The organism is Nocardiopsis suaedae (assembly GCF_027706745.1).
Lineage (GTDB): Bacteria > Actinomycetota > Actinomycetes > Streptosporangiales > Streptosporangiaceae > Nocardiopsis_A > Nocardiopsis_A suaedae.
In genome coordinates, this window is record NZ_JAQFWP010000062.1 from 21,507 (window position 1) to 44,490 (window position 22,984).

A 22,984-nucleotide genomic window follows, 5' to 3' on the forward strand; every position below is an offset into this window, starting at 1 on the left:
TGTGATTTCGGGCCGATGTGCTTGACATCGCGCCGTCGGGGTCCTTAAAGGCCTCGGCCGGACTCCGGTCCGGTTAGAATCGTCAACGGTCCACTACGGGCCGAACCACATCACGCACGCCCACGCGCTCCCCGAGGCAGGGGAGGGCCGCGTCCACGGTCCGCGCCGCACGCCGGCGCGGCGGATGCGGCCGGGGCGTCAGGCACAACCACGGCGGGCGGCGCCCGCCGCACCGAGGAGGAAGTCATGGCCACAGTCGTGACCATCCGTCAGCTGCTCGAGAGCGGGGTCCACTTCGGGCACCAGACCCGGCGCTGGAACCCGAAGATGAAGCGCTTCATCTTCACCGAGCGCAACGGCATCTACATCATCGACCTGCAGAAGTCGCTGGCCTACATCGACCGCGCCTACGAGTTCGTCAAGGAGACGGTCGCCCACGGCGGCACCATCCTCTTCGTCGGCACGAAGAAGCAGGCGCAGGAGGCCATCGACGAGCAGGCCCGCCGCGTCGGCATGCCCTACGTCAACCAGCGCTGGCTGGGCGGCATGCTGACCAACTTCTCCACCGTGCACAAGCGGCTCCAGCGCCTCAAGGAGCTGGAGGAGATCGACTTCGACGACGTGGCCGCCTCCGGTCTCACCAAGAAGGAGCTCCTCGGCCTGCGCCGGGAGAAGGAGAAGCTGGAGCGCACGCTCGGCGGTATCCGCGACATGTCCCGCGTGCCCAGCGCGGTCTGGATCGTGGACACCAAGAAGGAGCACATCGCGATCAGCGAGGCCCGCAAGCTGAACATCCCGGTCGTCGCGATCCTGGACACCAACTGCGACCCCGACGAGGTCGACTACCCGATCCCGGGCAACGACGACGCCATCCGCAGCGTCAGCCTGCTGACCCGGGTCGTCGCCGACGCCGTCGCCGAGGGCCTGATGGTCCGCTCGGGCGGGTCCGCCGCCGGTGAGCAGAAGTCCGCCGAGGAGCCGCTGGCCGAGTGGGAGCGCGAGCTCCTGGAGGGCAAGGGCGAGGGCGAGGCCGCTCCGGCCGCCGCCGACGCCGCCGCTGAGGAGGCCCCGGCCGCCGACGCCGCCGCCGAGGCGCCCGCCGAGGAGGCCCCGGCCGCCGCCGAGGCCGCCGAGGCCGCCGAGGCCGCTGCCGAGGCGCCCGCCGAGGAGGCCCCGAAGGAGGCCTGAGCCTCTGGGCCCTCCCGCCCCCGCGGCGGGAGGGCCGCCCTTCCTCCCTCTCTCTCCGCGTCCGACCCACGTCCTAGGGAACAGAGAATCATGGCGAACTTCACCGCCGCCGACGTCAAGAAGCTGCGCGACATGACCGGCGCCGGCATGATGGACAGCAAGAAGGCTCTGCAGGAGAACGACGGCGACTTCGACAAGGCCGTCGAGTTCCTCCGCATCAAGGGCGCCAAGTCCGTCAGCAAGCGCGCCGACCGCACCGCCGCCAACGGCCTGGTCGCGCTCAAGCAGGACGCCGACACCGCCGCCGTCCTCGTCGAGCTCAACTGCGAGACCGACTTCGTCGCCAAGAACGAGAGCTTCATCAAGCTCGCCGACGAGATCGCCGCCTTCGCCGCCGCCGGCGACTTCGCCGACGTCGCCGCCCTCGCCGCCGCCGACATGGGCCAGGGCAAGAGCGTCCAGCAGGTCATCGAGGAGAACAGCGCGGTCATCGGCGAGAAGCTGGAGCTGCGCGGCTTCGCCAGGTTCGAGGGCGCCTACGTCGCCTCCTACCTGCACAAGTCCGACCCGGACCTGCCCCCCACGATGGGCGTCCTGGTCGAGCTGGACAAGGCCGACGCCGAGGTCGGCAAGGACCTGGCCCAGCAGATCGCGGCCCTGGCCCCGCGCTACGTCTCCAAGGACGAGGTCCCCGAGGACATCGTCGAGAAGGAGCGCGGCATCGCCGAGGCGACCGCCCGCGAGGAGGGCAAGCCGGAGCAGGCCCTGCCCAAGATCATCGAGGGCCGTGTCAACGGCTTCTTCAAGGAGGCCACCCTCCTCGGGCAGCCGTTCGTGAAGGACAACAAGAAGACCGTGCAGAAGGTCGTGGACGAGGCCGGCGTCTCCGTCGTGCGCTTCGTCCGCTTCAAGGTCGGCCAGTCCTAAGTCTTTGACATGATGGAGGTGCCGGGGAGTCATCCCCGGCACCTTCGGTGGATCAAGGCGGGGACACGGCCCAGGTGACCCCGCGACGCCAACCACTCGGGGGAACCAGAAGGAGGCCGAGCGCCGTGCCGGAGAACGAGGGACACAGCGCCGTGGGCATCGCGGAGATGCACGACGGCGGCTGGCGGCGTGTCGTACTGAAACTGTCCGGCGAGGCCTTCGCCGGCGGGGAGCAGCTCGGCATCGACGCCGGCGTCGTGCAGTACGTCGCCGAGGCCATCGCCCAGGCCGTGGGCGAGGGCATGCAGGTGGCGGTCGTGGTCGGCGGCGGCAACATGATGCGCGGGGCGGAGCTGTCCGCCAGCGGCGTCGAGCGCGGCCGCGCCGACTACATGGGGATGCTCGGCACCGTCATCAACTGCCTGGCGCTGCAGGACTTCCTGGAGCGGCAGGGCGTGGAGACGCGGGTGCAGACCGCCATCCACATGAGCCAGGTGGCCGAGGCCTACATCCCCCGGCGCGCCGTGCGCCACCTGGAGAAGGGCCGGGTCGTCATCTTCGGCGCCGGACTGGGCGCCCCGTTCTTCTCCACCGACACCACGGCCGCCCAGCGCGCGCTGGAGATCGGCGCCCAGGCGGTGCTCAAGGGCACCCAGGTCGACGGGGTGTACGACTCCGACCCGCACCGCAACGCCTCGGCCGTGAAGTTCGACCGCCTGGAGTACAACGAGGTCCTCACCCGCGGGCTGAAGGTCATGGACGCCACCGCGGTGAGCCTGTGCATGGACAACGGCCTGCCGATCGTCGTCTTCGACCTGATGGGGGCGGGCAACATCGTCCGCGCCGTGCGGGGCGAGAAGATCGGCACCATCGTCTGCCCCGCGGACGCCTGAGCCGCCCGGGCGGCCGCACCGCCCCGTCCGACCCGCACCCGAACCCGCCGGCCCGAACGACCCGAACCTTCCCCATGAGCAGCGACACACGGGAGCCGCAATGATCGAAGAGACACTTCTCGAGGCCGAGGAGAAGATGGAGAAGGCCGTCGTGGTCGCGAAGGAGGACTTCGCGTCGGTGCGCACCGGCCGCCCCGGCCCCGCGACCTTCAACAAGATCACCGCCGAGTACTACGGCGCGCAGACGCCCATCAACCAGCTCGCCTCGTTCTCGGTGCCCGAGCCGCGCATGGTGGTCGTCTCGCCGTTCGACAAGAGCTCCCTGTCGGCGATCGAGCGCGCCATCCGCGAGAGCGACCTGGGCGTGAACCCGGCCAACGACGGCACCATCATCCGCGTGGTCTTCCCGGACCTGTCCGAGGAGCGCCGCAAGGAGTACGTCAAGGTGGTGCGCACCAAGGCCGAGGACGCCAAGGTCTCCATCCGCAACATCCGGCGCCGCGCCAAGGACGCCCTGGACAAGGCGGTCAAGGACGGCGAGATCGGCGAGGACGAGGGCCACCGCGCCCAGGCCGAGCTGGAGGAGACCACCCACAAGTACGCCGCCGAGGTGGACGAGCTGCTCAAGCACAAGGAGTCGGAGCTGCTGGAGGTCTAGTTCCGGTCCAGGTCGAGGTCGAGGAAATCACCCCGGTGTCCAACTCTGATTCGGGCTTCGAGCGGGAGAGACGAGGCGAGGGGAGCGGGCCCGAGTCAGGGTCGGGCGGTGCGGCCGCCGACGACGACGGCGGCGCGCGCTTCCGGTTGACCAAGCCCGGCGGCGAGCCGGTGCGGGCCGGCCGCAACCTCCCCGTGGCCATCGCCAGCGGCGTGGCCCTGGGCGCCCTCGTGCTGCTCTCGCTGTTCCCCTACCCGCAGGCGTTCTCGCTGATCACGGCCGCCGCCACGGTGATCGGGCTGCGCGAGCTGAACCGCGCGCTGGCCTCCGGCGGCGCGCGGCTCGCGCTGCCGCCGCTGGCCGTCGGCGGCGTCGCCATGCAGTTCGGCGCGCACTTCGGCGGCGCGGAATGGCTGGTCGGCACCGCCGCGCTGACCGCGATCTGCGCCCTGGCCTGGCGGCTGCGCGGCGGCGCCGAGGGGTACGCGCGGGACGCGGCCGCCAGCCTCCTCACGCTGTGCTACCTGCCGTTCCTGCTGGGGACCTGGCAGCTGCTGGTGGCCCACCCGGGCGACGGGCGGGACCGGCTGATCGCCTTCATCATCGTCACCATCAGCAGCGACATCGGCGGCTACTTCGCCGGGATCCTGCTGGGGCGGCACAAGATGGCGCCGGTGATCAGCCCCAACAAGACCTGGGAGGGCTTCGGCGGGTCGGTCCTGGCGTGCATGGTGGCCGGAGGGCTGACGGTGTCGCTGATGCTCGACGGCCCCGTGTGGGTGGGGCTGGTGCTGGGCGTGGCGGTGGTGCTGGCCGCCATCGTGGGCGACCTCATCGAGTCCCTGATCAAGCGCGACCTGGGCATCAAGGACATGGGCCGGTTCATGCCGGGCCACGGCGGCCTGATGGACCGCGTCGACTCGCTGCTGATCGCGGGGCCCGTGGCCTGGGTGGTGCTCGGCCTGCTGCTGTGACCCCCGCCGCCCCGCCGTTCAGCACAAGCGCATACCGGGCGCAGGTGCGCCGGGCTTCTGGCGTGGGGAAAGGGACGTCTCGGAGGCGATCGGGCGGTTGAACCGCCACCTTCGTCACCTCGGGGCCGCCGTCCGTGCCCGCAGTCCGGCGATGGAGCGCTCGACCATCCTGTCGAAGCTGCGGTCCACGTCCTCGGGGAGGCCGAACCCGCCTGTCGCCTCCAGGTCGGCGAAGCCGTGCAGGGACGACCGCACGGCGCGGATCTCGTCGACCAGGTCCCGCTCGGCGATGCCGAATCCGCGCAGGACCGCCGCCAATACCTCGACCGGCCGCCAGAACGCGGCGGCCACCTCGGTGTCCTCCGGGGGCGGCGCCGTGTTCAGCGCCGCGTACCTGCCGGGCCGGGTGCGCGCGAACTCCCGGTAGGCCGCCGCGACCGCCCGAAGGGCGTCCGGCCCCGAGCGCCCCATCGCCGCCGAGCCCAGTACCTCCCCGAACTCGCGCGCCGCGAGCATGGCGACCTCGCGTCGGAGCCCGTCCAGCCCCGCGACGTGCTTGTACAGGCTGGGGGAGGCCACACCGAGCCGATGGGCGACGGCCTTCAGGGACAGTGCGCCGAGCCCTTCGGCGTCGGCCACGGCCGCGGCCGCCTCCGCGACCGCGGCCGGTGACAGTCCCGCTCTAGGCACGCCCGGCCTCCCGCGCGGTCGTCGCGAGGAAGGCGAGCAGGGCCGGGACCGTGATGTCGGGCCGCTGCGCCAGCGGGTAGTGGCCCGCCTCGGGGACCATCAGCAGCTCGGCCCCGAGCCGGTCGCGCATCCACGCCGCCTCGGCCGCGGGATCGGGCCAGTCGGCGTCCTGTTCGCCCATGACGACCAGCGCGGGCGCGCGCACGTCGTCCAGCCGGGCCGGGACCGGGCGGAAGGCGTTGCGGAAGGTGTCGAGGATGCCCGGGTACCTGTCGCGGGAGCGGAGGGCGGCCCGGATCGCGGCCGTGTGGGCGGGGTGGTCGTCGGTCGTGCGCCCGGAGAAGAGCGAGCCGAGGTACCGCCCGGCCATCGCCGGACCCCAGGGGCGCATCAGCATCGCCTTCAGGGCGAGCGCGGTGGGTCCGCGGACGCCCCCGCCGCGGAGGAAGGCGCCGCTGAGCACGAGGCCGTTCACGAGCGCGGGCCGGGTGGCGGCGGTCCAGGCTGCGGCGGTCGCCCCCAGCGAGTTGCCGACCACGGTCGCGGGCCCACCGAGTTCGCCGATGAGGGCCGCGGTGTCCTCGGCGGTGTCGACGGTGGTGTGCGAGGTGAAGGTGGTGTCGCTGTCGCCGTGCGAGCGCAGGTCCATGGCGGCGACGCGGTATCCGGCCCCGGCGAGCGGTGCGGGCAGGTGCCGGTAGGTGGTGCGGACGTCGCCCATCCCGGGGACGCACACGACGAGCGGTCCGTCCGTGGGGCCGTGCAGGTCATAGGCGATCCGCCCGTCGGGGCGCCGCAGGTACCGCATGAGGGCCTCCTGGCTAATCTCGATAGCTCAAAAGCTAATCCAGTTAGCCAAGCCCGTCAAGGGCGCCCACGGCCGCTCCGGGGGTGGGGCGGTATCTCGTTCCGGTGAGCCGTGCGCGCCTTGCGTCTCCCTTGTTGATCTCGGGGAAAACGACGGTACAACCGCGCTTGTAGGGTCGTTTTCCCCGAGATCATCGGGGGTCTGGGAGCGCCCCGGAGGGCGGGTCCCCACTCGCTCCTCCGGGGCTTGCCGGTCCCCTGACCGGCCGTTCGGGGCAGGGCCGCCGCCGGGCCTCAGCGGAAGGCGTCGGCGTGGTCGGCCGCCCACTGGCGGTAGGTCCGCGGCGGCATGCCGGTGACCTCTTCCGCCGTGTGCCGTTCTTCGGTGTAGGCGGGGTCGGAGAAGGTCCTGTGCGCCTCCAGGATCCCGTTCACCGCCTCGGCGGGCAGGCCGGCCGCCGTCAACCGGGCGTGCGCCTCGTCCAGGCCCGTCCGCTCCGTCTTCAGCGTCCGCCCGAGCGCCTCGCCCAGGAAGCGCACGCGATCGGTCTCGCTGAGCATCTCCGGCCCGGTCACCGTGTACGCCCGCCCCTCGTGCCCCCCGCTCGTCAGCGCGTGGATCGCCACATCGGCCAAGTCGTCCTCGTGCACCACGGCCCGACGCGCCTCGGGGAACGGCGTGCGCACGACCGACCCGCCGCCCCGCAGCTCCTCCGTCCAGGCCAGGTCGTTGGCGGCGAACCCGCCCGCGCGGACCGCCGTCCAGGCGAGCCCCGAGGCGGCGAGCGCCCGCTCCACCTCGGAGTGCGTCGCGGTGATCGGGTCGCCGTGCTCCTCCGCGGCGGGGTCCGCCCCGGCCGACGACAGGTAGGCGACGCGCTCGGCGTGCAGGCGCACCGCCTCCAGGACCGGCACCACCGGTGCGGCCCCCGGAAGCGGCCACACCAGGAAGACCCCGTCGATCCCGTGCATGGCCGCCTCGACCGAGGCCGGGTCCGACAGGTCGCCGCGCATCACCTCCACCCCCGCCGGAAGCCGCGCCGCCTCCGGCGAGCGCACCAGGGCGCGCACGTCCTCGCCTGCTCCGGCCAGCCTGCGCGCCACCGCGCCGCCGACGGTTCCGGTCGCGCCGGTCACCAGGATCATGGTGGGTGCTCCTCTTCTGTGTGCCCGGGGCGCCGCCCTTCGGCGGCGCCGTCGGATCCCCACGAAACAACCTCAAGCGAACTTGATGTCAAGGGGGCGGCGGGCCGCCGCCGCAGGGTGCGCACCCCCGGGGCGCACAGCGCCAGAGCGGTCGCGCCCAGCGACAGCGCGGCGGCCCCGGTCAGGGCGGGTCCGGGCCCCGCGGTCTCGGCCACCGGACCGGCCACCGCCTGCCCGAGCGGCACCGCCAGCAGCGACCCGAGCGCGTCGTAGGAGTACACCCGCGCCAGGCGCTCCTGGGGGATGTTCTCCTGCAGCGACACTTCCCATGCCACGTTGAACTGCTCCATGGCCATCCCCGCCAGGAAGAACAGCGGGAAGAGCAGGACGGGGGCCGGGGCTACGCCCAGCGCCAGGATCGGCGCCGCCTCGACGGCGGTCAGCCCGACGCCGAACAGCAGCGCCCGGCGGGGCTGCCACCGGGCCGCCAGCAGCCCGCCCGCAAGCAGGCCGACACTGTTGGCCGTGAGCAGCAGCCCCCACGTGGCCCGCCCGAACACGTCGTCGGCGATGACCGGGCCGATCACGGCCACCATCGACGAGTGCACCATGTTCACCACGAGGAACTGCACGACGACCACCCACACCCAGCTCCGCCGCACGAACTCCGACCAGCCGTCGGCCAGGTCCCGCAGCGGGTGCGAGGGCGCGGGGTCCGCCTCCGAGGCGGCGGGCACCCGCACGAACGCGAAGCAGACCCCGGCCAGTGCGAACGCCCCGGCATCGGCGGCGATCGCGGCGGCGGAGCCGAGCAGCGCGACGAGCAGCGTCCCCGCCGACATCCCGATGAGCCGCCCGGTCTCCACGCCGATCCGCATCAGGCCGTTGGCCTGGCGCAGCAGCGAGGCGGGGACCGTCTGCGGCACCAGGGACGCCGCCGCGGGCAGGTTCGCCGCGGCCGCCGCCCCGTTGACCGCCGCCAGGACCAGCATGAGCGGCATCGACGCGGCCCCGGCCGCCAGCGCGAGCGCCAGCAGCCCCTGCGAGAGGGCGGCGACCGCGCACGCCCCGCGCAGCACCGCGGCCCGGGGCAGCCGGTCGGCCAGCACGCCCCCGGCCAGCAGCAGCGCCACGTTGGCCAGGGTGCGCGTCCCGATGACCAGGCCCAGGTGCACGACCGAGCCGGTGGCGTCGAGCACGACGAAGGCCAGGGCCACCTGTGCCAGCCCGTTGCCGAAGTACATGAGGGCCCGGCCCGCGCCCAGGGCGCGGAAGGCCCCGGAGCGCAGCGGGGCGAGGACGTCACCGCGGGAGCGGGGCCCACCGGTCATGCCGGGTCCCCCTCGCCCCTGTCGTCGCCGCCCTCGCCGCTGTCGGGACCGTCCGCGGTGCGCAGGGCGAAGAAGAGCAGGCTGGCGCTGACCGGGATCGCGCCGGGGGAGCGCGGCGCCCGCGCCGCGCGGTGCAGCTCCTCGCCGAGCTCCGAGGCCCGTTCGACCAGTGCCGCCCACTCCTCGGGGGCGACCCACACCTCGGTGTCGGTGAAGGTGCGCGGCGGCTCGGGGTCGCGCAGCCGGGAGCGGCGCCGCAGCTCTTCGGCGAGCGCGGCGGTGAGCATCCGCAGGTCCTCGGCGCCGCCCTGGGCGGTCGCGGGGCCGCTGGCGGGGTCGTGCCGGTAGCGCAGGGCGCGCCCGCCGCGCACCTGCACCTCCTCGGCGAGGGTGAGCAGGCCCGCCTCGTGGAGGCGGCGCACGTGGTAGCTGACGTTGGCCTGGCTCTCACCGAGTTCGCGGGCGGCCTCGGCGGCGCTCATCGCGGCGCCGGTGAGCAGGGAGAGCAGCCGCAGCCGCAGCGGGTGCGCGAACGCCCGCAGGGTGACGGGCGACGGGGCGGGGGGTTCGGATCCGGAAGGCATGCGGCCAGTGTGGCCGCGCCCCGGCCGACCGTCAAACACTTATTTGGGGGTCGCCCGTCGGGGTGTGCTGGGCGCCGGGGAACGTGGCCGGGCCGGGAGCCCTCTCAGCCGATACCGGCCACCAGCACCGCCGCGGCCAGGAACAGGGCGAAACGCACCACCGCCGCCACCCGGCGCAGGCGGAAAACGGCCCGGCTGGGCTCGACCGCCGCGGGATCGCGGTAGCGCCACTTGGACAGCTCCCACGTCAAGCGCGGATGGACCGCCTGGACCGCGTTGAACAGCGCCAGCAGCCCGAGCAGCACCGCGAGTACGGTCGTCAGCGCCGCGAACCCCTCAGGCACGGCCACCTCCTTCACGCTTCACGGCCGGGGACCGCGTGCGGCGGCCCCGCCGACCGTCCTCGCCGACCGCCTCACCGGTCGCCCAGGATCCAGCTCCGGCCCTCCGCCGCCAGCTTCTCGATGAGGGTCGCCGCGTCGTGCTCCTTGGCGAACAGGTGCTCGGGCCGGGTGATCGGGACGATCCACAGCCACCGCACGGGGTCGCCGTGGAAGGTCAGCCCCGAGGTGTCCGGGGGCGGCGGGCCGCCGCCCGCCAGGGGCGACGGATCGGCCACCAGCAGCACCGCCGATCGGTCCCCGCGCATCTTGCGGTCCTCCTGGCCGTCCAGCCACTTGACGCTGTGCCCCGGACCGAACCAGGTCACCGCCCGCCACGGGAACGCCCCGATCCACCGGAAGATCCGCGCCGCCACGTGCGCCGGCATCGTCGTGGCCAGCGCCAGCTCGATGCGCGCGTACTCGGAGGTGTCGGCCATGTACCGGTCCAGCGTGGGCATCCGCTGCCCGCACATGCCCACCGAGCTCAGCACCGTGTACGGGCGCCCCTCCGCCGGCGGCCGCTCGGTCACCCGCAGCAGCGGCGCATGGCCGTCGGACACGTCCCAGTAGTGCCCCGGCGGCCCCACCGTGCGGCTCAGGTGGTTGAACACCGTGCGCTGCACCGACCGCCAGGCGTTGGGCGCGTCCCGCCAGCTCCAGTAGGCCTCGGCGTGCACCACCCGCGGCCACAGCTGAGCCCGCACCGGGTCCAGCGCCCAGGCGTAGGGGCTGCGCCCGATGGCCTCGCGCGCGTACCCCGGGATGCCGCTGTCGGCCTCGGCCCACCCGGGCACCACCGCCAGCAGGCTGTCGCCGTCCGGCCCCGACTCCAGCAGGGCCACCCCGTCGCCCTCCTCGAACCACACCGCGCGCAGCGCCCCCGGCGCGAACGGCGCCCTGCCCTGCGGGTGGCGGGTGTGCGCGGCGGGCATCAGCGGCGCCTCGCCCCGGTACAGCCCCGACGGGTCGCCGGTGTCCGGGGCCACGTCGTGGTTGGCCAGCCACACCGGCACCCGGATCCGCCCGCGGGCGTCCATCAGGTAGCCGGCGGTGGTGCGGGAGTCGCATTCGACGACGATGCGGCGGCTGTGATAAGGACTGTACTCGTCGAGCAGAACGCGGGCTCCGGCCACCTGAGCTCCCTTCCTCGCCGCCTGCGGCCGCCCGGGCGCCGCAGGCGCGCCGTGCCGCGCCCTTCCCGGCGCCGCATAGTATGAACCTAATGCCCCGACCGCCGATGCCGCACTAGGTGGGGACCAGAGCGTTATCGGTCCTGTAGCAACCCGTTGGCGGGCGGTCGCGCGGCCGCCGTTCCCACCCGTCCCACTGGATGCACATGCCTGCCGAGCTCACTTTCGCCGCACCGCGCCGGGCCAAGCCGCCCCGGCACCTCGCCGACCTCAGCCCGCAGGAGCGCAAGGACGCCGTCACCGAGCTCGGCGAGAAGCCGTTCCGCGCCAAGCAGCTGGCCCAGCACTACTTCGGGCGCCTGGAGTCCGACACCTCCGGTATGACCGACCTGCCCGCGGACGCGCGCGAGCGCCTGGGCGAGGCCCTGCTGCCCAAGCTGCTGACCCCGGTCAAGCACATCTCCTGCGACGGCGGCATGACGCGCAAGACCCTGTGGAAGGCCTTCGACGGGGTCATGTTCGAGTCGGTGCTGATGCGCTACCCCGAGCGGGCGACCCTGTGCGTGTCCTCCCAGGCCGGGTGCGGCATGAACTGCCCGTTCTGCGCCACCGGCCAGCAGGGGCTGACCCGCAACCTGTCCACCGGCGAGATCGTCGACCAGGTCGTCGCCTGCGCCCGGGACCTGGAGCGGGGCAACGTCTCCGGGGGCCCAGGCCGCATCTCCAACATCGTCTTCATGGGCATGGGCGAGCCGCTGGCCAACTACAAGCGCGTGCTGGAGGCGGTGCGCCGCATCACCGACCCGGTCCCCGGCGGGCTGGGCATCTCCCAGCGCGGGGTGACGGTCTCCACGGTCGGCCTCGTCCCGGCGATCGACAGGCTCATCGCCGAGCGCATGCAGGTGCGCCTGGCGATCTCGCTGCACGCCCCCGACGACGAGCTGCGCGACGAGCTGGTGCCGGTCAACACCCGCTGGAAGGTGGACGAGGTGCTGGACGCCGCCTGGCGCTACGCCGACACCACCGGCCGCCGGGTCTCGATCGAGTACGCGCTCATCCGCGACATCAACGACCAGGCCTGGCGCGCCGACCTGCTGGGGCGGCTGCTCAAGGGGCACCTGGCGCACGTCAACCTGATCCCGCTCAACCCGACCCCCGGCTCCAAGTGGACCGCCTCGCGCCCGGAGGACGAGCGCGAGTTCGTGCGCCGCCTGGAGGCGCACGGCGTCCCGGTCACCGTCCGCGACACCCGCGGCCAGGAGATCGACGGCGCCTGCGGACAGCTCGCCGCGCAGAACTGACCCCGGCCCCCCGGAGGCGCCCGTGGAGGTGCTCACGGCGCTGGCGGCGGGGATCGTGGCGGCCCTCCTGCCGGTGCTCAACATCGAGGTGTACCTGGTCGGCGCCGCCGTTCTGATGGGCGACGCCGGCCTCGTCGCCATGGCGATGGCCGCCGCGGTCGGGCAGACGGCGGGGAAGCTGGCCCACTACGGGGCAGCGCGAGGGGCCCTGGACATCCCGTGGCTCAAGCGCCGGAGCGAGCGCCCCGAGCGCGCCTGGGCCGGGCGGGTGGAGCGCTGGCGCCGCAAGGCCGAGGACCGCCCCGCGTGGGCGGCGGGCCTGCTCGCCGTCTCGTCCCTGGTGAGCGTGCCGCCGCTGATGGTGGTGTGCGTGTTCGCGGGGACGGTGCGCATGCGCGTCGACGTGTTCTGCGCGGTGACCGCCTCCACGCGCTTTGTGCGCTTCCTCGTGGTGGTCTTCGCGCCGGGCGCGCTGACGTGGGTCTACGGGCTGTGGCCGGGGTGAGCGCGGGTCAGCGGGTGCCCCAGGCGTAGGTCTGCTTGCGCAGCTTCAGGTAGAGGAAGCTCTCGGTGCCCACGACGTCCGGCACCGCCCGGATCGAGCCGAGGATGTCGAGCAGGCGCTCGTCGTCCTCGGCCACGACCTCCACCAGCAGGTCGAAGGAGCCGGCGGTGATGACCACGTACTCGCACCCGTCGAGCCCGGCGATCTCGTCGGCCACCCGGTTCAGGTCGCCGTTGCAGCGCACGCCGATCATCGCCTGGCGGCTGAAGCCCAGCATCATGGGGTCGGTCACCCCGACGACCTGCACCACGCCGGTCTCCAGCAGGCGCTGCACCCGCTGGCGCACGGCCGCCTCGGACAGCCCCACCGCCTTGCCGATCGCGGCGTAGGAGCGGCGGCCGTCCTCTTGGAGCTGCTCGATGATGCGCTTGGCGGTCTCGTCCAGCACCGGCGCCGCGTGGTTGCGCCGGGTCCCCGGCGCGCTGTCCTCGTGCTCGGTCACGTGGTCCTCCGCTGGCGTGATCGTCGCTGGCCGTGCGCCGGGGCACGGGAATCGGTGGGGAGCCGCCCCCTGGGCGACGGAATCCAAAGTAGTGCATCGGAGGGTGCGCGGGGTCCGGCCGCGCCGCGGTGGTCGTGGGCTCAGGGCGCCTCGCCGGGCAGGCGGTCGCGCACCGAGTCCAGGGACATCAGCGCCACGTGCAGTGACAGGCAGGTCTCTACCGAGTCGAGGTCGGCGCCGAGCACCCGGGCGATGCGGCGGAGCCGCTCATAGAACGCGGGTCGGGACAGGTGCGCCGACGTGGCCGCAAGCGCCTTGTTCCGTCCGGCCTCCAGGTAGTGCCGCAGCATCTCGGTCAGGTCGCTGCCGTGCCGGGCGTCGTAGGCCAGCAGCGGCCCCAGCTCCCGCTCCACGTAGGTCTGCAGCCGCTCGTCGTCGCGGAAGAGGTGGAGCAGCCCGCGCAGGTGCAGGTCGGGCAGGCGGTACAGCGGCCGCCGCTCGGGCCGGTGCAGCGCGACGTCGCCCACCTGGCGCGCTTCCAGGAAGGAGCGGCGCACCTCCCGGATGTCGTCGGTGTGCGACCCGGCCGCCAGTACCGGTCCGGTGCCGACCAGCTCCCGCACCCTTTCCGCCAGCCGCTGCAGGCGCGGCTCGGGGTCCTGCCCCTGGGGGAGCGCCAGCAGGATGCCCACGCGCACGTCGTCGAGCGATCCGACGAGGGCGGGCAGCCGCACCTCGCGGCACGCGCGCGCGGTGGCCTCCGCGGTGTCGGAGAGCCGGGCCTGGGCGGCCAGTCCGGTCCCGCCCTCGGGGAGCCGCAGCACCAGCCCGCTGAGCGCGCGCCCGTCCAGCGGGACGCCCACGGCCCGCGCACGCACCAGAGCCTCCTGCGGGTCGGAATAGGAGCGGTCGACGATGCCCGCGATGATCGTGCGGTGCGTCTGCCGCTCCAGGCTCTCCTGGTGGCGCTCCAGGAGCCGCCCCAGGGCGAGCGTGGTCGCGGCGCGCTCCAGCAGCATGGACTGGCGGGGCGAAGGAGAGGCCCCGCAGATCAGTACCAGGCGTCCCCAGTCCTGCCCGCGCGCGCCGACCATGGTCACCAGCCACCCCATGGTGGTGTCGTGGACGGTGCGCCCGCCGCCGCGGACCGTGCGCGAGCGCCCCTCCCAGGACGCCAGGACGGCCTCGGGCTGCTCCCCGGCGACCTCGCACAGGAGCACCTGGTGGTTGAGGTTCTCCAGCACCACGGGGCACTCGGACAGGCGCGCGACCTCGCGCAGCACGTGCTCGGGCCGGGCGCCCTCCACGGACAGCCGGGTGAAGACCTCGTGCAGCCGCTCGGATTCGCGCAGCTCGTCCAGCTGCTCGTTGACCACCCGTACGTGCACCGCCTCGGTGATCTCCACGAAGCGGGTCTCGCGGTCCAGAGCGATGACGGGGATGTGGGCCTCGCGGGCGGCCTCCAGCAGCGCGCGCGGCAGCTCCGACTCCGCGCCGTACTTGCGGCCCAGCTCCACGGCGATGCCGCTCACCCCGACCGACGCCAGGTCCTCGACGTAGCGGCGCAGCGCCCCAGGGGAGTCGGGCATCGCGATGCCGGTGGTGAGCACCAGCTCGCCGCCGCGCAGCAGGTGCGCCAGGTCGGTCACCTCGGCGATGTGCACCCAGCGCACGGTGACCCCGAGCAGGTCCTCGCCCACCACCACGCGGGGGCGGGCGCGCTCGACGACGGGGATGCGCAGGACTTCGGCGAGTGTGGGAAGCACACCGGCGAGTCTACGGGGTTGGGTCTGCGGTGTGTAAGTGGGAATGCGACCCGGCTTTACAGAGTGACAGGCGCGGCGCCGGAATCGGGCTGACGGACTGTCAGATCCGCGTCCCCGGAACCGACAGTGTGGCGCTGGCCGCACGGCCGGGCGGGGGTGAGACTGAGGTCATGTCGGAACTGCACGAACGCCACCGCGCCGTGATGCCCTCGTGGCTCGCCCTCTACTACGACGACCCCATGGAGATCACCTCCGGCAAGGGGAACCGCGTCACCGACGCCGAGGGGAACACCTACCTCGACTTCTTCGCCGGGATCCTCACCAACATGCTCGGCTACGACGTGGCCGAGGTGCGCGAGGCCGTCGAACGGCAGATCGCCCGCGGGGTGGTGCACACCTCCACCCTGTACCTGATCCGCGGCCAGGTCGAACTGGCCGAGAAGATCGCGCGGCTGTCCGGGATCCCCGACGCCAAGGTCTTCTTCACCAACTCCGGCACCGAGGCCAACGAGACCGCACTGCTCCTGGCCACCTACGCGCGCGGCACCGACCAGGTGCTGGCCATGCGCAACAGCTACCACGGCCGCTCCTTCGGCGCCGTGGCGGTCACCGGCAACACGGCCTGGAAGAACTCCTCGCTGTCCCCGCTCAACGTGCACTACCTGCACGGCACCGACCGCGACCACCCGGCCTTCCGCGGCATGGACGACGCCGCCTACACCGAGGCCTGCGTGGCGGACCTGCGCGAGGTGCTGGCCACCGCCGTGGCCGCCGGGGGCCCCGCAGCGCTGATCGCCGAGCCGGTGCAGGGCGTGGGCGGGTTCAGCATGGCGCCCGACGGGCTCCTCGCCGCCTACAAGGAGGTCCTGGACGAGTACGGGGCGCTGTTCATCGCCGACGAGGTGCAGACCGGCTGGGGCCGCACCGGCTCCTCCTTCTGGGGCATCGGGAACCACGGGGTCGTGCCCGACGCCCTGACCTTCGCCAAGGGGCTGGGCAACGGCTTCGCCGTCGGCGGCGTGGTCGCGCGCGGCGACCTGATGGACGCGCTTCCCGCCAACGGGCTGTCCACCTTCGGCGGCAACCCGGTGTCGATGGCCGCGGCCAACGCGACCCTCGACTACGTCCTCGACCACGACCTCCAGGCCAACGCCGACCGTCTGGGCCGGGTCGTGCTGGGCGGCCTGACCCCGTTGGCCGACCTGCCCACCGTGGGCGGGGTGCGCGGCAAGGGGCTGATGTTCGCCGTCGACATGGTCGACCCGGAGACGGGGGCGCCCGCCCCGGCGCTGGCCGCCCGGGTGCTGGAGGAGGCCCGGCGGCGGGGGCTGCTCATCGGCAAGGGCGGCCTGCGCGGCAACGTGCTGCGGATGGCCCCGCCGCTCACCCTCACCGAGGACGAGGCGCACGAGGGGCGGGACGCCCTCGCCGACGCGGTCCGCGCGGTGGACGCCGCCGCCCGCGGCTGACCCGGGCGGGGCTGACCCGGGCGGGGACGCGGCCCGCACCGGCGCCGCGGCCCGCACAGAACGACCTGGCAACGTGGAATCGGAAGGACGCAGATGAGCAAGCACGTCACCCACTGGATCGGCGGTCGGCCCGCCGCGGGCGAGGCGCGCCGCAGGGGGGACATCTACAACCCGGCCACCGGGAAGGTCGCGGGCACCGTGGACTTCGCCGGGCGGGCGGAGGTGGACGCGGCCGTCGCCGCCGCCGAGGACGCCTTCCCCGGCTGGCGGGACACCCCGCTGTCCAAGCGGGTCGCGGTGCTCTTCCGCTTCCGCGAGCTGCTCAAGGAGAACGCCGGCGAGCTGGCCCGGCTGATCAGCGCCGAGCACGGCAAGGTCGTCTCCGACGCCGCCGGGGAGGTCCAGCGCGGCCTGGAGGTCGTGGAGTTCGCCTGCGGCATCCCGCACCTGCTCAAGGGCGGCTACTCGGAGAACGTGTCCACCGGGGTGGACGCCTACTCCATCCTGCAGCCCCTGGGCGTGGTCGCGGGCGTCTCACCGTTCAACTTCCCGGCCATGGTGCCGATGTGGATGTTCCCGGTGGCCATCGCCTGCGGCAACACCTTCGTGCTCAAGCCGAGCGAGAAGGACCCCTCGGCGTCGGTGCGCATCGCCGAGCTGTGGGCCGAGGCCGGGCTGCCCGACGGGGTGTTCAACGTCGTGCACGGCGACAAGGAGGCCGTCGACGGGCTGCTGGAGCACGAGGACGTCAAGGCGGTGAGCTTCGTCGGCTCCACGCCCATCGCGCAGTACATCTACGAGGGCGCCGCGCGCTCGGGCAAGCGGGTGCAGGCGCTGGGCGGGGCGAAGAACCACATGGTGGTGCTGCCCGACGCCGACCTGGACCTGGCCGCCGACGCGGCGGTCTCCGCGGGCTTCGGGTCGGCGGGGGAGCGGTGCATGGCCATTTCGGCCGTGGTCGCCATCGACACCATCGCCGACGACCTGCTGGAGCGCATCCGCGAGCGGGTCGAAGGACTGCGGGTGGGGCCGGGCGACGACGACCGCAGCGAGATGGGGCCGCTCGTCACGCGCGCGCACCGGGACAAGGTCGCCTCGTACCTGGAGTCGGGGGTGCGCGAGGGGGCGTCCCTGCCCATCGACGGGCGCGTGCACCCGGTGCTCGGCGGCGGCGGGGACGGGTTCTGGCTGGGGCCCTCGCTCCTGGACCACGTCAGCCCGGAGATGGCCTGCTACACCGACGAGATCTTCGGTCCGGTGCTCAGCATGCTGCGCGTCCCCTCGTATGAGAGCGCTCTGGAGCTGATCAACGCCAACCCCTACGGCAACGGCACCGCCATCTTCACCAATGACGGCGGCGCGGCCCGGCGCTTCCAGAACGAGGTGGAGGTGGGCATGGTCGGCATCAACGTGCCGATTCCGGTGCCCATGGCTTATTACTCCTTCGGCGGGTGGAAGAAGTCGCTGTTCGGCGACTCGCACGCGCACGGAATGGAGGGCGTCCACTTCTACACCCGCACCAAGGCCGTCACCTCCCGGTGGCTCGACCCCTCGCACGGCGGGGTGAACCTGGGGTTCCCGACCAGCGGGTGACGCGGCGCCGCCACGGCGGGCGGCCGCGTTCACCGGACCGCGGCTCCGGACCGCGTCCCCCTTCTGCTCAGGGGGATGCGGTCCGGCACTTTTTCAAGGTTCCCCGGCGGAATCGCCCTACCCAAGGTCGGGCGGTCGCTACAGGGAGTATCGTGGGGCAAGGTTCGCCTCACCCGGCGGTGCATGCCGCCGCTGAGGCACGACCGCGGACCACACCGGGAGATGCGCTCATTTCCCCTCCTCCCCCCACGGAAAGCGAGCGCGTCGGGTGCTCCGGGGCCGCTCTCCCCCTGGCCCCGGAGCACCCACCTTCCCCGTCCGTCCCGTCGACCCTCTTCCGGCGCACACCCGGCCTTGACGACCCTGGCCGGTGCGGCGCTCGCAGCGTGTTCGGACGGCGTTCCCGGGGACGGCGCTCGCGCTTCCGTGCGGGTGCCCTCTCAGCGGGCCGCGAGTTCGGGTTCTCCCGCGTGCGCGTCGTGCGCCGCGGCGATGCCCGCGCACTCCGCGCACCCGTAGACCTCGCTGCCGTCGGGCAGTGCGCCCAACGCGTGGCGTGGTCGGGGCCAGCGGACGTGGCAGATGGCGCAGGCATCCCCCATGCACTGCGCGGTGCTCAGCAGTTCCGGCTCGAACGTGTAGATGTCGGTTGTGTCGGCAGCGGCCCCCAGTCGGGGCACAATGCTCAGACCGCTCAACGTCCCATCTCCCCCCGTGGTTTAGGACAGTCTGGCGGACCTATAGAGTTCGGCTCTTATTGAACCAGAAACGGTCTGCGACCGGAATGGCTCAGGCCGTTTTCTGTGACTCTAAGCCCATGAAGCTTAACTCTTGGTAGTCGGATCGGGAAGACTTGGCCAAGCCTTCCGGGTGAATATTTCCTTTTGTCCGATTTTTACGGGGTGGCGTCCGGGTCGCGCGGCACCACCGTGAACCGGCGCAGCCGCAGGGCAGGGTTCTTCTCCCGGACCTCGGCCACCCGCTCGAGGGCGATACGGCCGACCGCTACCCCCGTCTGCTCACCCAATGCGACGATCCGCGTCCCCATCGGGTCGATGATCGCGCTGTTGCCCGCCCCCGTCGGCGCGTTCTGCCCCGCCGCCGCGACGTACAGGGTGTTCTCGATCGCGCGGGCGCGCAGGAGCGTCGTCCAGTGGTCCTCCTTCAGCGGGCCGGGCACCCACTCGGCGGCCAGCAGCAGGATGTGGGCCCCCGCGTCGGCGATCCGCCGCGTCACCTCCGGGAAGCGCAGGTCGTAGCAGGTCTGCAGGCCGAAGGTGAGGCCGTCGCAGGTGAAGGTCTCCGGCTCGGCGACCGGGCCGGGCTCGACCACGTCCGACTCGCGGGCGCCGAACGCGTCGTACAGGTGGAGCTTGCGGTACCGGGCGGCGACCGCGCCGTCGGGGCCGAAGGCGGCGAGGGTGTTGGAGAACCGGCCGGGCGCCGACGGCAGCGCCTCGTTCAGCCCGGCCACCACGTGGACGCGGTGCTCGGCGGCGAGCGCGGCGATCCCCGACGGGAAGGGGCCGTCCATCGGCTCGGCGGACTCCACGAACCGGTGGTCGGTGCGCGGCGCGGTGAACATCGCGTACTCGGGCAGCAGCACCACGCGCGCGCCGCGCGCCACGGCCTCGCCGACCATCGCGCGCGCCGTGTCCAGGTTGCGCCGCTTGTCCTCGCCGGGCGCGTACTGCCCGATGGCCACATCCACCATGCCGCCTCCTCAGGAACCGGGGACACTCCCGCATCCCCTTTCTACCGCGAAGGGCCCGCACCCCCGCGGACGGGGGAGCGGGCCCTGGAGGCGCGAGGCCTCGGCTACAGGCGGTCGAAGGCCTCCTCGATGATGGACAGGCCCTCGTCGAGCAGGTCGTCGCCGATCACCAGCGGGGGCAGCATCCGGATGACGTTGCCGTAGGTCCCGGCGGTCAGCAGCACCAGGCCCTGCTTGTGGCAGTAGGAGACCACCTTGCCCAGCGCCTCGCCGTTGGGCGTCTTGTCGTCCGGCCCCTGGACCAGCTCGATCGCGACCATCGCGCCGCGGCCGCGCACGTCGCCGATGATGCCGTGCTCGTCGGCCAGCGCGCGCAGGCGGGAAAGCATCCGCTCACCGATCGCCTCGGCGCGCTCGACCAGGCCGTCGGACTCGATGGCCTCGATCGAGGCGAGGGCGGCCGCGCAGGCGGCCGGATTGCCGCCGTAGGTGCCGCCCAGGCCGCCGCCGTGCACGGCGTCCATCAGGTCGGCACGCCCGGTCACCGCGGCCAGGGGCAGGCCCCCGGCGATGCCCTTGGCGGTGGTGATCAGGTCCGGGACGACGCCCTCGTGCTCACAGGCGAACATCCGGCCGGTGCGGGCGAAGCCCGTCTGCACCTCGTCGGCGACGAACACGATGCCGTTGTCGCGGCAGAAGTCGGCCAGCTCCGGGAGGAACCCCTCGCCCGGGACGATGAACCCGCCCTCGCCCTGGATCGGCTCGATCAGCACGGCGGCCACGTTCTCCGCGCCGACCTGCTTGGTGATCTGGTCGATGGCCTGCGCGGCGGCCTCGCGCCCGCACTCCTGCGGGCCGGTGGGCCAGCGGAACGGGTAGGCCATCGGGATCCGGTGCACCTCGCCGGCGAACGGCCCGAACCCGTGCTTGTAGGGCATGTTCTTCGCGGTCAGCGCCATGGTGAGGTTGGTGCGCCCGTGGTAGGCGTGGTCGAACACCACGACGGCCTGGCGGCCGGTCGCGCTGCGGGCGATCTTGACCGCGTTCTCCACCGCCTCGGCGCCGCTGTTGAGCAGCACCGAGCGCTTCTCGTGCTCGCCGGGGGTGAGCCTGTTGAGGGCCTCGGCGACCTCCACGTACCCCTCGTAGGGGTTGACCATGAAGCAGGTGTGGGTGAAGCGCGAGAGCTGCTCGCCCGCGCGCTCGGCGACCCGCGGGTCGGCGTTGCCCACGTTGGTGACGGCGATGCCGGAACCGAAGTCGATCAGGGAGTTGCCGTCGATGTCCTCGACGATGCCCCCGCCCGCGCGCTGGACGTAGACCGGCAGGACGCTCCCCACGCCCTGGGCGACCGCCTTCTTCCGGCGCTCCTGGAGCGCCTGGGACTTGGGGCCGGGGATCTCGGTGACGATCCGCCGGGCCTGGGCGACATCGGTGCTGGCCATGGGTACCGTCCTCCCTCTCTGCTCGGCGGCGCGCCCCCGCGCGCCGGACGCTCGGGCGCCGGTCGGCGGGACCGGCGCGACGCCCCGACCCTACGGCCGCGCCGGGCGACCGGACCTCTCCCATCCGGATAAAATCACGGCACCCGATTGGCCATTCTGGAGAGACTTCAGAGAGGGGACGCCGTGCCTCCCACACTGGGCGCCGTCCTGCGCACCCCCCGTCTGGGCCTGCGGCTGCGCGCCGGCGGCCCAGACGCCGAGGTGCGGCCGGTGCGCTGGGTCGCCATCAGCGAGCTCACCGACCCCACCCCCTACCTGGAGGGCGGGGAGCTGGTGCTGACCACCGGCATCCGCTGGCCCGAAGGCGGGGGCGGTGCGGACGCGCTGGCCGCCTACACCCGGCGGCTGGCCGACAGCGGCGCCGCCGGGCTGGGGTTCGGCAGCGGGGTCGCGCACGAACGGGTTCCCCCGGCGCTGGTGGACGCGGCCGAGGAGGCCGGGCTGCCGCTGATCGAGGTGCCCCGGCCGACTCCGTTCATCGCGGTGGGCAAGGAGGTGTCCCGCCTGCTCGCCCAAGAGGAGTACGAGGGGCTGACGCGGGCGTTCGCGGCGCAGCGCAGGCTCACCCAGGCGGCGCTGCGCGGGGACCGCGCCGTCGTGGAGCGGTTGGGCGCGGAACTGGCCAAGGTCGCGTCACCGGCCCGGGCGGTGCCGGGCCGTGCCGGAGGCGGGGAGCCGTCCCGCTGGTGGGTGCTGCTGCTCGACCCGGACGGGCGCGCGCGGCACGCGGCCCCGGAGGGCGCCGCAGCGCGCGCGGGGGACCTGGGGGAAGAGGTGGCGCGGCTGCGCGCGGCCCGCCGCCCCTCGGGCGCGTCGGTGTCGTCGGAGGGGGAGAGCATCTCGCTCCAGCCGTTGGGCGTGGGCGGGCGCGTGCGCGGGTTCCTGGCGGTCGGGGCGTCGCACGGGCTCGGGGCCGATGAGCGCACGCTGGTGAGCGCCGCGGCGTCGCTGATGTCGCTGGAACTGGAGCACCGCGCCCCCGAGGAGGGGGAGCTGGCCGCCGGGGTGCTGGAGGCGCTCCTCGACGGGGAGCTGGATCTGGCGGAGGGGCGCGCGGAGCGCCTGCGCGGGGCGCTGCCCGAACCGCCGCTGGTGGTCGCCGTGGCCGAGGCGGCGCCCCTGGGCGGCGACGGGGACCTCACTCTGACGCACCTTCACCCGCCGCGCGGATGCCTGGCGGGACGGATCGGGGACAGGGCCGTACTGGTCGGCCCGAAGGCGGCGGCCCCGGGGGAGGCGCTGGCCGAGGCGGTGCAGGGGAGTGTCGGCGTCAGCCGCCCGTCGGACCTGGAAGGGCTCCCGGCGGCCCGCGCCGAGGCCGAGCGCGCGCTGGAGGCGGCGGCAGCCGAGGGCAGGGGAGTGGTCCGGGCGTCGGAGCTGCCGGGAGGGTTCCTCGGGCTGCTCGGAGGCCGGGCGGGAAGGCGCATGGCGGGCGACGTGCTGGCGCCGCTGCTGAAACAGCGGTCGGCGGACGACCTGGTCGCGTCCCTGCGCGGCTACCTGGCCGCCTCGGGGAAGTGGGACGCCGCAGCGGAGCGGTTGGGCATCCACCGCCACACACTGCGGTACCGGATCAACCGCATCCGCAAGCTCCTCCCGGGGGAGCTGTCGGACCCGGACTACAGGACCGAGCTGTGGATCGCCCTGAGGCTGCTGGAGGAGGAGCCCCCAGGGGAGAGGTGACACGCAGGGGGGAGACAGGAGGGAACCAGGGGGAGGAGGTCCCCCCGGCTCAGCTGGTACCCCGCTCATGGGCTCCGGCCGGGCGGTGGGCCGGTGCGGCGTGGGGTGGATGGCGGCGACGACGGGACCAGCTGGTACCCCGCTCATGGGCTCTGGCCGGGCGGTGGGCTGCCGGGGTGTGGGGTGGTGGGCGGCGACGACGAAGGTCAGCGGCCCTACCTGCGGATCGGTCGGC

The 22,984-nt window shown here is 73.4% G+C and carries 22 protein-coding genes; 10 read left to right on the top strand and 12 right to left on the bottom strand.

The features are described 5' to 3' along the window. Positions 1-246: 246 nt before the first annotated feature. The 5 genes from rpsB (at position 247) to O4U47_RS24830 (ending at position 4,640) form a co-directional block, all read left to right on the top strand. Positions 247-1,188, top strand: coding sequence for a 30S ribosomal protein S2 (gene rpsB, locus O4U47_RS24810; protein WP_270680377.1), 942 nt, complete (start codon positions 247-249; stop codon positions 1,186-1,188). 90 nt (positions 1,189-1,278) lie between these two features. Next, positions 1,279-2,115 (top strand): translation elongation factor Ts, encoded by an 837-nt coding sequence (gene tsf / locus O4U47_RS24815; protein ID WP_270680378.1) that lies wholly within the window; start codon positions 1,279-1,281, stop codon positions 2,113-2,115. A 125-nt stretch (positions 2,116-2,240) separates the two neighbouring features. Further along, positions 2,241-3,008 (top strand): UMP kinase, encoded by a 768-nt coding sequence (gene pyrH, locus O4U47_RS24820; RefSeq protein WP_270680379.1) that lies wholly within the window; start codon positions 2,241-2,243, stop codon positions 3,006-3,008. A gap of 100 nt (positions 3,009-3,108) precedes the next feature. Then, positions 3,109-3,666 carry a ribosome recycling factor gene (gene frr, locus O4U47_RS24825; RefSeq protein WP_270680380.1) on the top strand — a complete coding sequence of 186 codons (558 nt, stop codon included), beginning with the start codon at positions 3,109-3,111 and terminating at the stop codon, positions 3,664-3,666. A gap of 35 nt (positions 3,667-3,701) precedes the next feature. Then, positions 3,702-4,640 (top strand): phosphatidate cytidylyltransferase, encoded by a 939-nt coding sequence (locus tag O4U47_RS24830; protein WP_270680381.1) that lies wholly within the window; start codon positions 3,702-3,704, stop codon positions 4,638-4,640. 114 nt (positions 4,641-4,754) lie between these two features. Here the strand turns inward: O4U47_RS24830 and O4U47_RS24835 are convergent, their stop codons facing one another. From O4U47_RS24835 to O4U47_RS24865, 7 genes are all read right to left on the bottom strand, one after another. Beyond that, positions 4,755-5,330 carry a TetR-like C-terminal domain-containing protein gene (locus O4U47_RS24835; RefSeq protein WP_270680382.1) on the bottom strand — a complete coding sequence of 192 codons (576 nt, stop codon included), beginning with the start codon at positions 5,328-5,330 and terminating at the stop codon, positions 4,755-4,757. Then, positions 5,323-6,138: an alpha/beta fold hydrolase gene (locus O4U47_RS24840; RefSeq protein WP_270680383.1), complete on the bottom strand. Its 816-nt coding sequence runs from the start codon at positions 6,136-6,138 to the stop codon at positions 5,323-5,325. Before O4U47_RS24840 ends, O4U47_RS24835 begins: the two co-directional genes overlap by 8 nt. Before the next feature lie 293 nt (positions 6,139-6,431). Beyond that, complete coding sequence (locus O4U47_RS24845; RefSeq protein ID WP_270680384.1) at positions 6,432-7,283, bottom strand: NAD(P)H-binding protein; 852 nt, start codon at positions 7,281-7,283, stop codon at positions 6,432-6,434. Beyond that, entirely contained in the window at positions 7,280-8,614 is a 1,335-nt protein-coding gene (locus tag O4U47_RS24850; protein ID WP_270680385.1) for an MFS transporter, read from the bottom strand. Before O4U47_RS24850 ends, O4U47_RS24845 begins: the two co-directional genes overlap by 4 nt. Then, on the bottom strand, positions 8,611-9,198 hold the full coding sequence (locus O4U47_RS24855) for a helix-turn-helix domain-containing protein (protein ID WP_270680386.1): 588 nt from the start codon (positions 9,196-9,198) through the stop codon (positions 8,611-8,613). The genes O4U47_RS24850 and O4U47_RS24855 overlap by 4 nt, the downstream gene beginning before the upstream one ends. Positions 9,199-9,302: 104 nt before the next feature. Continuing rightward, positions 9,303-9,542, bottom strand: coding sequence for a hypothetical protein (locus O4U47_RS24860; RefSeq protein ID WP_270680387.1), 240 nt, complete (start codon positions 9,540-9,542; stop codon positions 9,303-9,305). A gap of 71 nt (positions 9,543-9,613) precedes the next feature. Beyond that, entirely contained in the window at positions 9,614-10,714 is a 1,101-nt protein-coding gene (locus O4U47_RS24865; RefSeq protein WP_270680388.1) for a suppressor of fused domain protein, read from the bottom strand. A gap of 203 nt (positions 10,715-10,917) precedes the next feature. Here O4U47_RS24865 and rlmN point away from each other — a divergent pair, with 203 nt between their 5' ends. Together rlmN and O4U47_RS24875 are read left to right on the top strand one after the other, a co-directional pair. After that, positions 10,918-12,012 carry a 23S rRNA (adenine(2503)-C(2))-methyltransferase RlmN gene (gene rlmN / locus O4U47_RS24870; RefSeq protein WP_270680389.1) on the top strand — a complete coding sequence of 365 codons (1,095 nt, stop codon included), beginning with the start codon at positions 10,918-10,920 and terminating at the stop codon, positions 12,010-12,012. Positions 12,013-12,034: 22 nt separating this feature from the next. Continuing rightward, positions 12,035-12,517 carry a VTT domain-containing protein gene (locus tag O4U47_RS24875; RefSeq protein ID WP_270680390.1) on the top strand — a complete coding sequence of 161 codons (483 nt, stop codon included), beginning with the start codon at positions 12,035-12,037 and terminating at the stop codon, positions 12,515-12,517. A gap of 7 nt (positions 12,518-12,524) precedes the next feature. Here the strand turns inward: O4U47_RS24875 and O4U47_RS24880 are convergent, their stop codons facing one another. Next, positions 12,525-13,019, bottom strand: a complete 495-nt coding sequence (locus O4U47_RS24880; protein ID WP_270680391.1) for an Lrp/AsnC family transcriptional regulator — start codon at positions 13,017-13,019, stop codon at positions 12,525-12,527. A 140-nt stretch (positions 13,020-13,159) separates the two neighbouring features. Then, the gene (locus tag O4U47_RS24885) at positions 13,160-14,785 is read right to left on the bottom strand and encodes a PucR family transcriptional regulator (protein WP_270680392.1); all 1,626 of its coding nucleotides are present in this window, start codon (positions 14,783-14,785) and stop codon (positions 13,160-13,162) included. A 170-nt stretch (positions 14,786-14,955) separates the two neighbouring features. Here O4U47_RS24885 and O4U47_RS24890 point away from each other — a divergent pair, with 170 nt between their 5' ends. Both O4U47_RS24890 and O4U47_RS24895 read left to right on the top strand, forming a co-directional pair. Then, positions 14,956-16,254 (top strand): aspartate aminotransferase family protein, encoded by a 1,299-nt coding sequence (locus tag O4U47_RS24890; protein ID WP_270680393.1) that lies wholly within the window; start codon positions 14,956-14,958, stop codon positions 16,252-16,254. A 93-nt stretch (positions 16,255-16,347) separates the two neighbouring features. Beyond that, positions 16,348-17,847 carry a CoA-acylating methylmalonate-semialdehyde dehydrogenase gene (locus O4U47_RS24895; protein ID WP_270680394.1) on the top strand — a complete coding sequence of 500 codons (1,500 nt, stop codon included), beginning with the start codon at positions 16,348-16,350 and terminating at the stop codon, positions 17,845-17,847. 440 nt (positions 17,848-18,287) lie between these two features. Here the strand turns inward: O4U47_RS24895 and O4U47_RS24900 are convergent, their stop codons facing one another. The 3 genes from O4U47_RS24900 to gabT form a co-directional block, all read right to left on the bottom strand. Then, the gene (locus O4U47_RS24900; RefSeq protein ID WP_270680395.1) at positions 18,288-18,527 is read right to left on the bottom strand and encodes a hypothetical protein; all 240 of its coding nucleotides are present in this window, start codon (positions 18,525-18,527) and stop codon (positions 18,288-18,290) included. Positions 18,528-18,742: 215 nt separating this feature from the next. Then, the gene (locus O4U47_RS24905; RefSeq protein ID WP_270680396.1) at positions 18,743-19,561 is read right to left on the bottom strand and encodes a carbon-nitrogen hydrolase family protein; all 819 of its coding nucleotides are present in this window, start codon (positions 19,559-19,561) and stop codon (positions 18,743-18,745) included. A gap of 104 nt (positions 19,562-19,665) precedes the next feature. Then, complete coding sequence (gabT, locus tag O4U47_RS24910; RefSeq protein ID WP_270680397.1) at positions 19,666-21,006, bottom strand: 4-aminobutyrate--2-oxoglutarate transaminase; 1,341 nt, start codon at positions 21,004-21,006, stop codon at positions 19,666-19,668. A 183-nt stretch (positions 21,007-21,189) separates the two neighbouring features. Between gabT and O4U47_RS24915 the strand changes: the two genes are divergently transcribed. After that, positions 21,190-22,749, top strand: a complete 1,560-nt coding sequence (locus tag O4U47_RS24915) for a PucR family transcriptional regulator (RefSeq protein ID WP_270680398.1) — start codon at positions 21,190-21,192, stop codon at positions 22,747-22,749. The last annotated feature ends 235 nt before the right edge of the window (positions 22,750-22,984 follow it).

Coding starts and splice junctions, on each gene's coding strand:
- tsf (WP_270680378.1), top strand. CDS start 1,279: ATGGCGAACTTCACCGCCGCCGACGTCAAGAAGCTGCGCGACATGACC.
- O4U47_RS24845 (WP_270680384.1), bottom strand. CDS start 7,283: ATGATCCTGGTGACCGGCGCGACCGGAACCGTCGGCGGCGCGGTGGCG.
- O4U47_RS24855 (WP_270680386.1), bottom strand. CDS start 9,198: ATGCCTTCCGGATCCGAACCCCCCGCCCCGTCGCCCGTCACCCTGCGG.
- O4U47_RS24850 (WP_270680385.1), bottom strand. CDS start 8,614: ATGACCGGTGGGCCCCGCTCCCGCGGTGACGTCCTCGCCCCGCTGCGC.
- gabT (WP_270680397.1), bottom strand. CDS start 21,006: ATGGCCAGCACCGATGTCGCCCAGGCCCGGCGGATCGTCACCGAGATC.
- O4U47_RS24895 (WP_270680394.1), top strand. CDS start 16,348: ATGAGCAAGCACGTCACCCACTGGATCGGCGGTCGGCCCGCCGCGGGC.
- rpsB (WP_270680377.1), top strand. CDS start 247: ATGGCCACAGTCGTGACCATCCGTCAGCTGCTCGAGAGCGGGGTCCAC.
- O4U47_RS24840 (WP_270680383.1), bottom strand. CDS start 6,138: ATGCGGTACCTGCGGCGCCCCGACGGGCGGATCGCCTATGACCTGCAC.
- O4U47_RS24890 (WP_270680393.1), top strand. CDS start 14,956: ATGTCGGAACTGCACGAACGCCACCGCGCCGTGATGCCCTCGTGGCTC.
- frr (WP_270680380.1), top strand. CDS start 3,109: ATGATCGAAGAGACACTTCTCGAGGCCGAGGAGAAGATGGAGAAGGCC.
- O4U47_RS24905 (WP_270680396.1), bottom strand. CDS start 19,561: ATGGTGGATGTGGCCATCGGGCAGTACGCGCCCGGCGAGGACAAGCGG.
- rlmN (WP_270680389.1), top strand. CDS start 10,918: ATGCCTGCCGAGCTCACTTTCGCCGCACCGCGCCGGGCCAAGCCGCCC.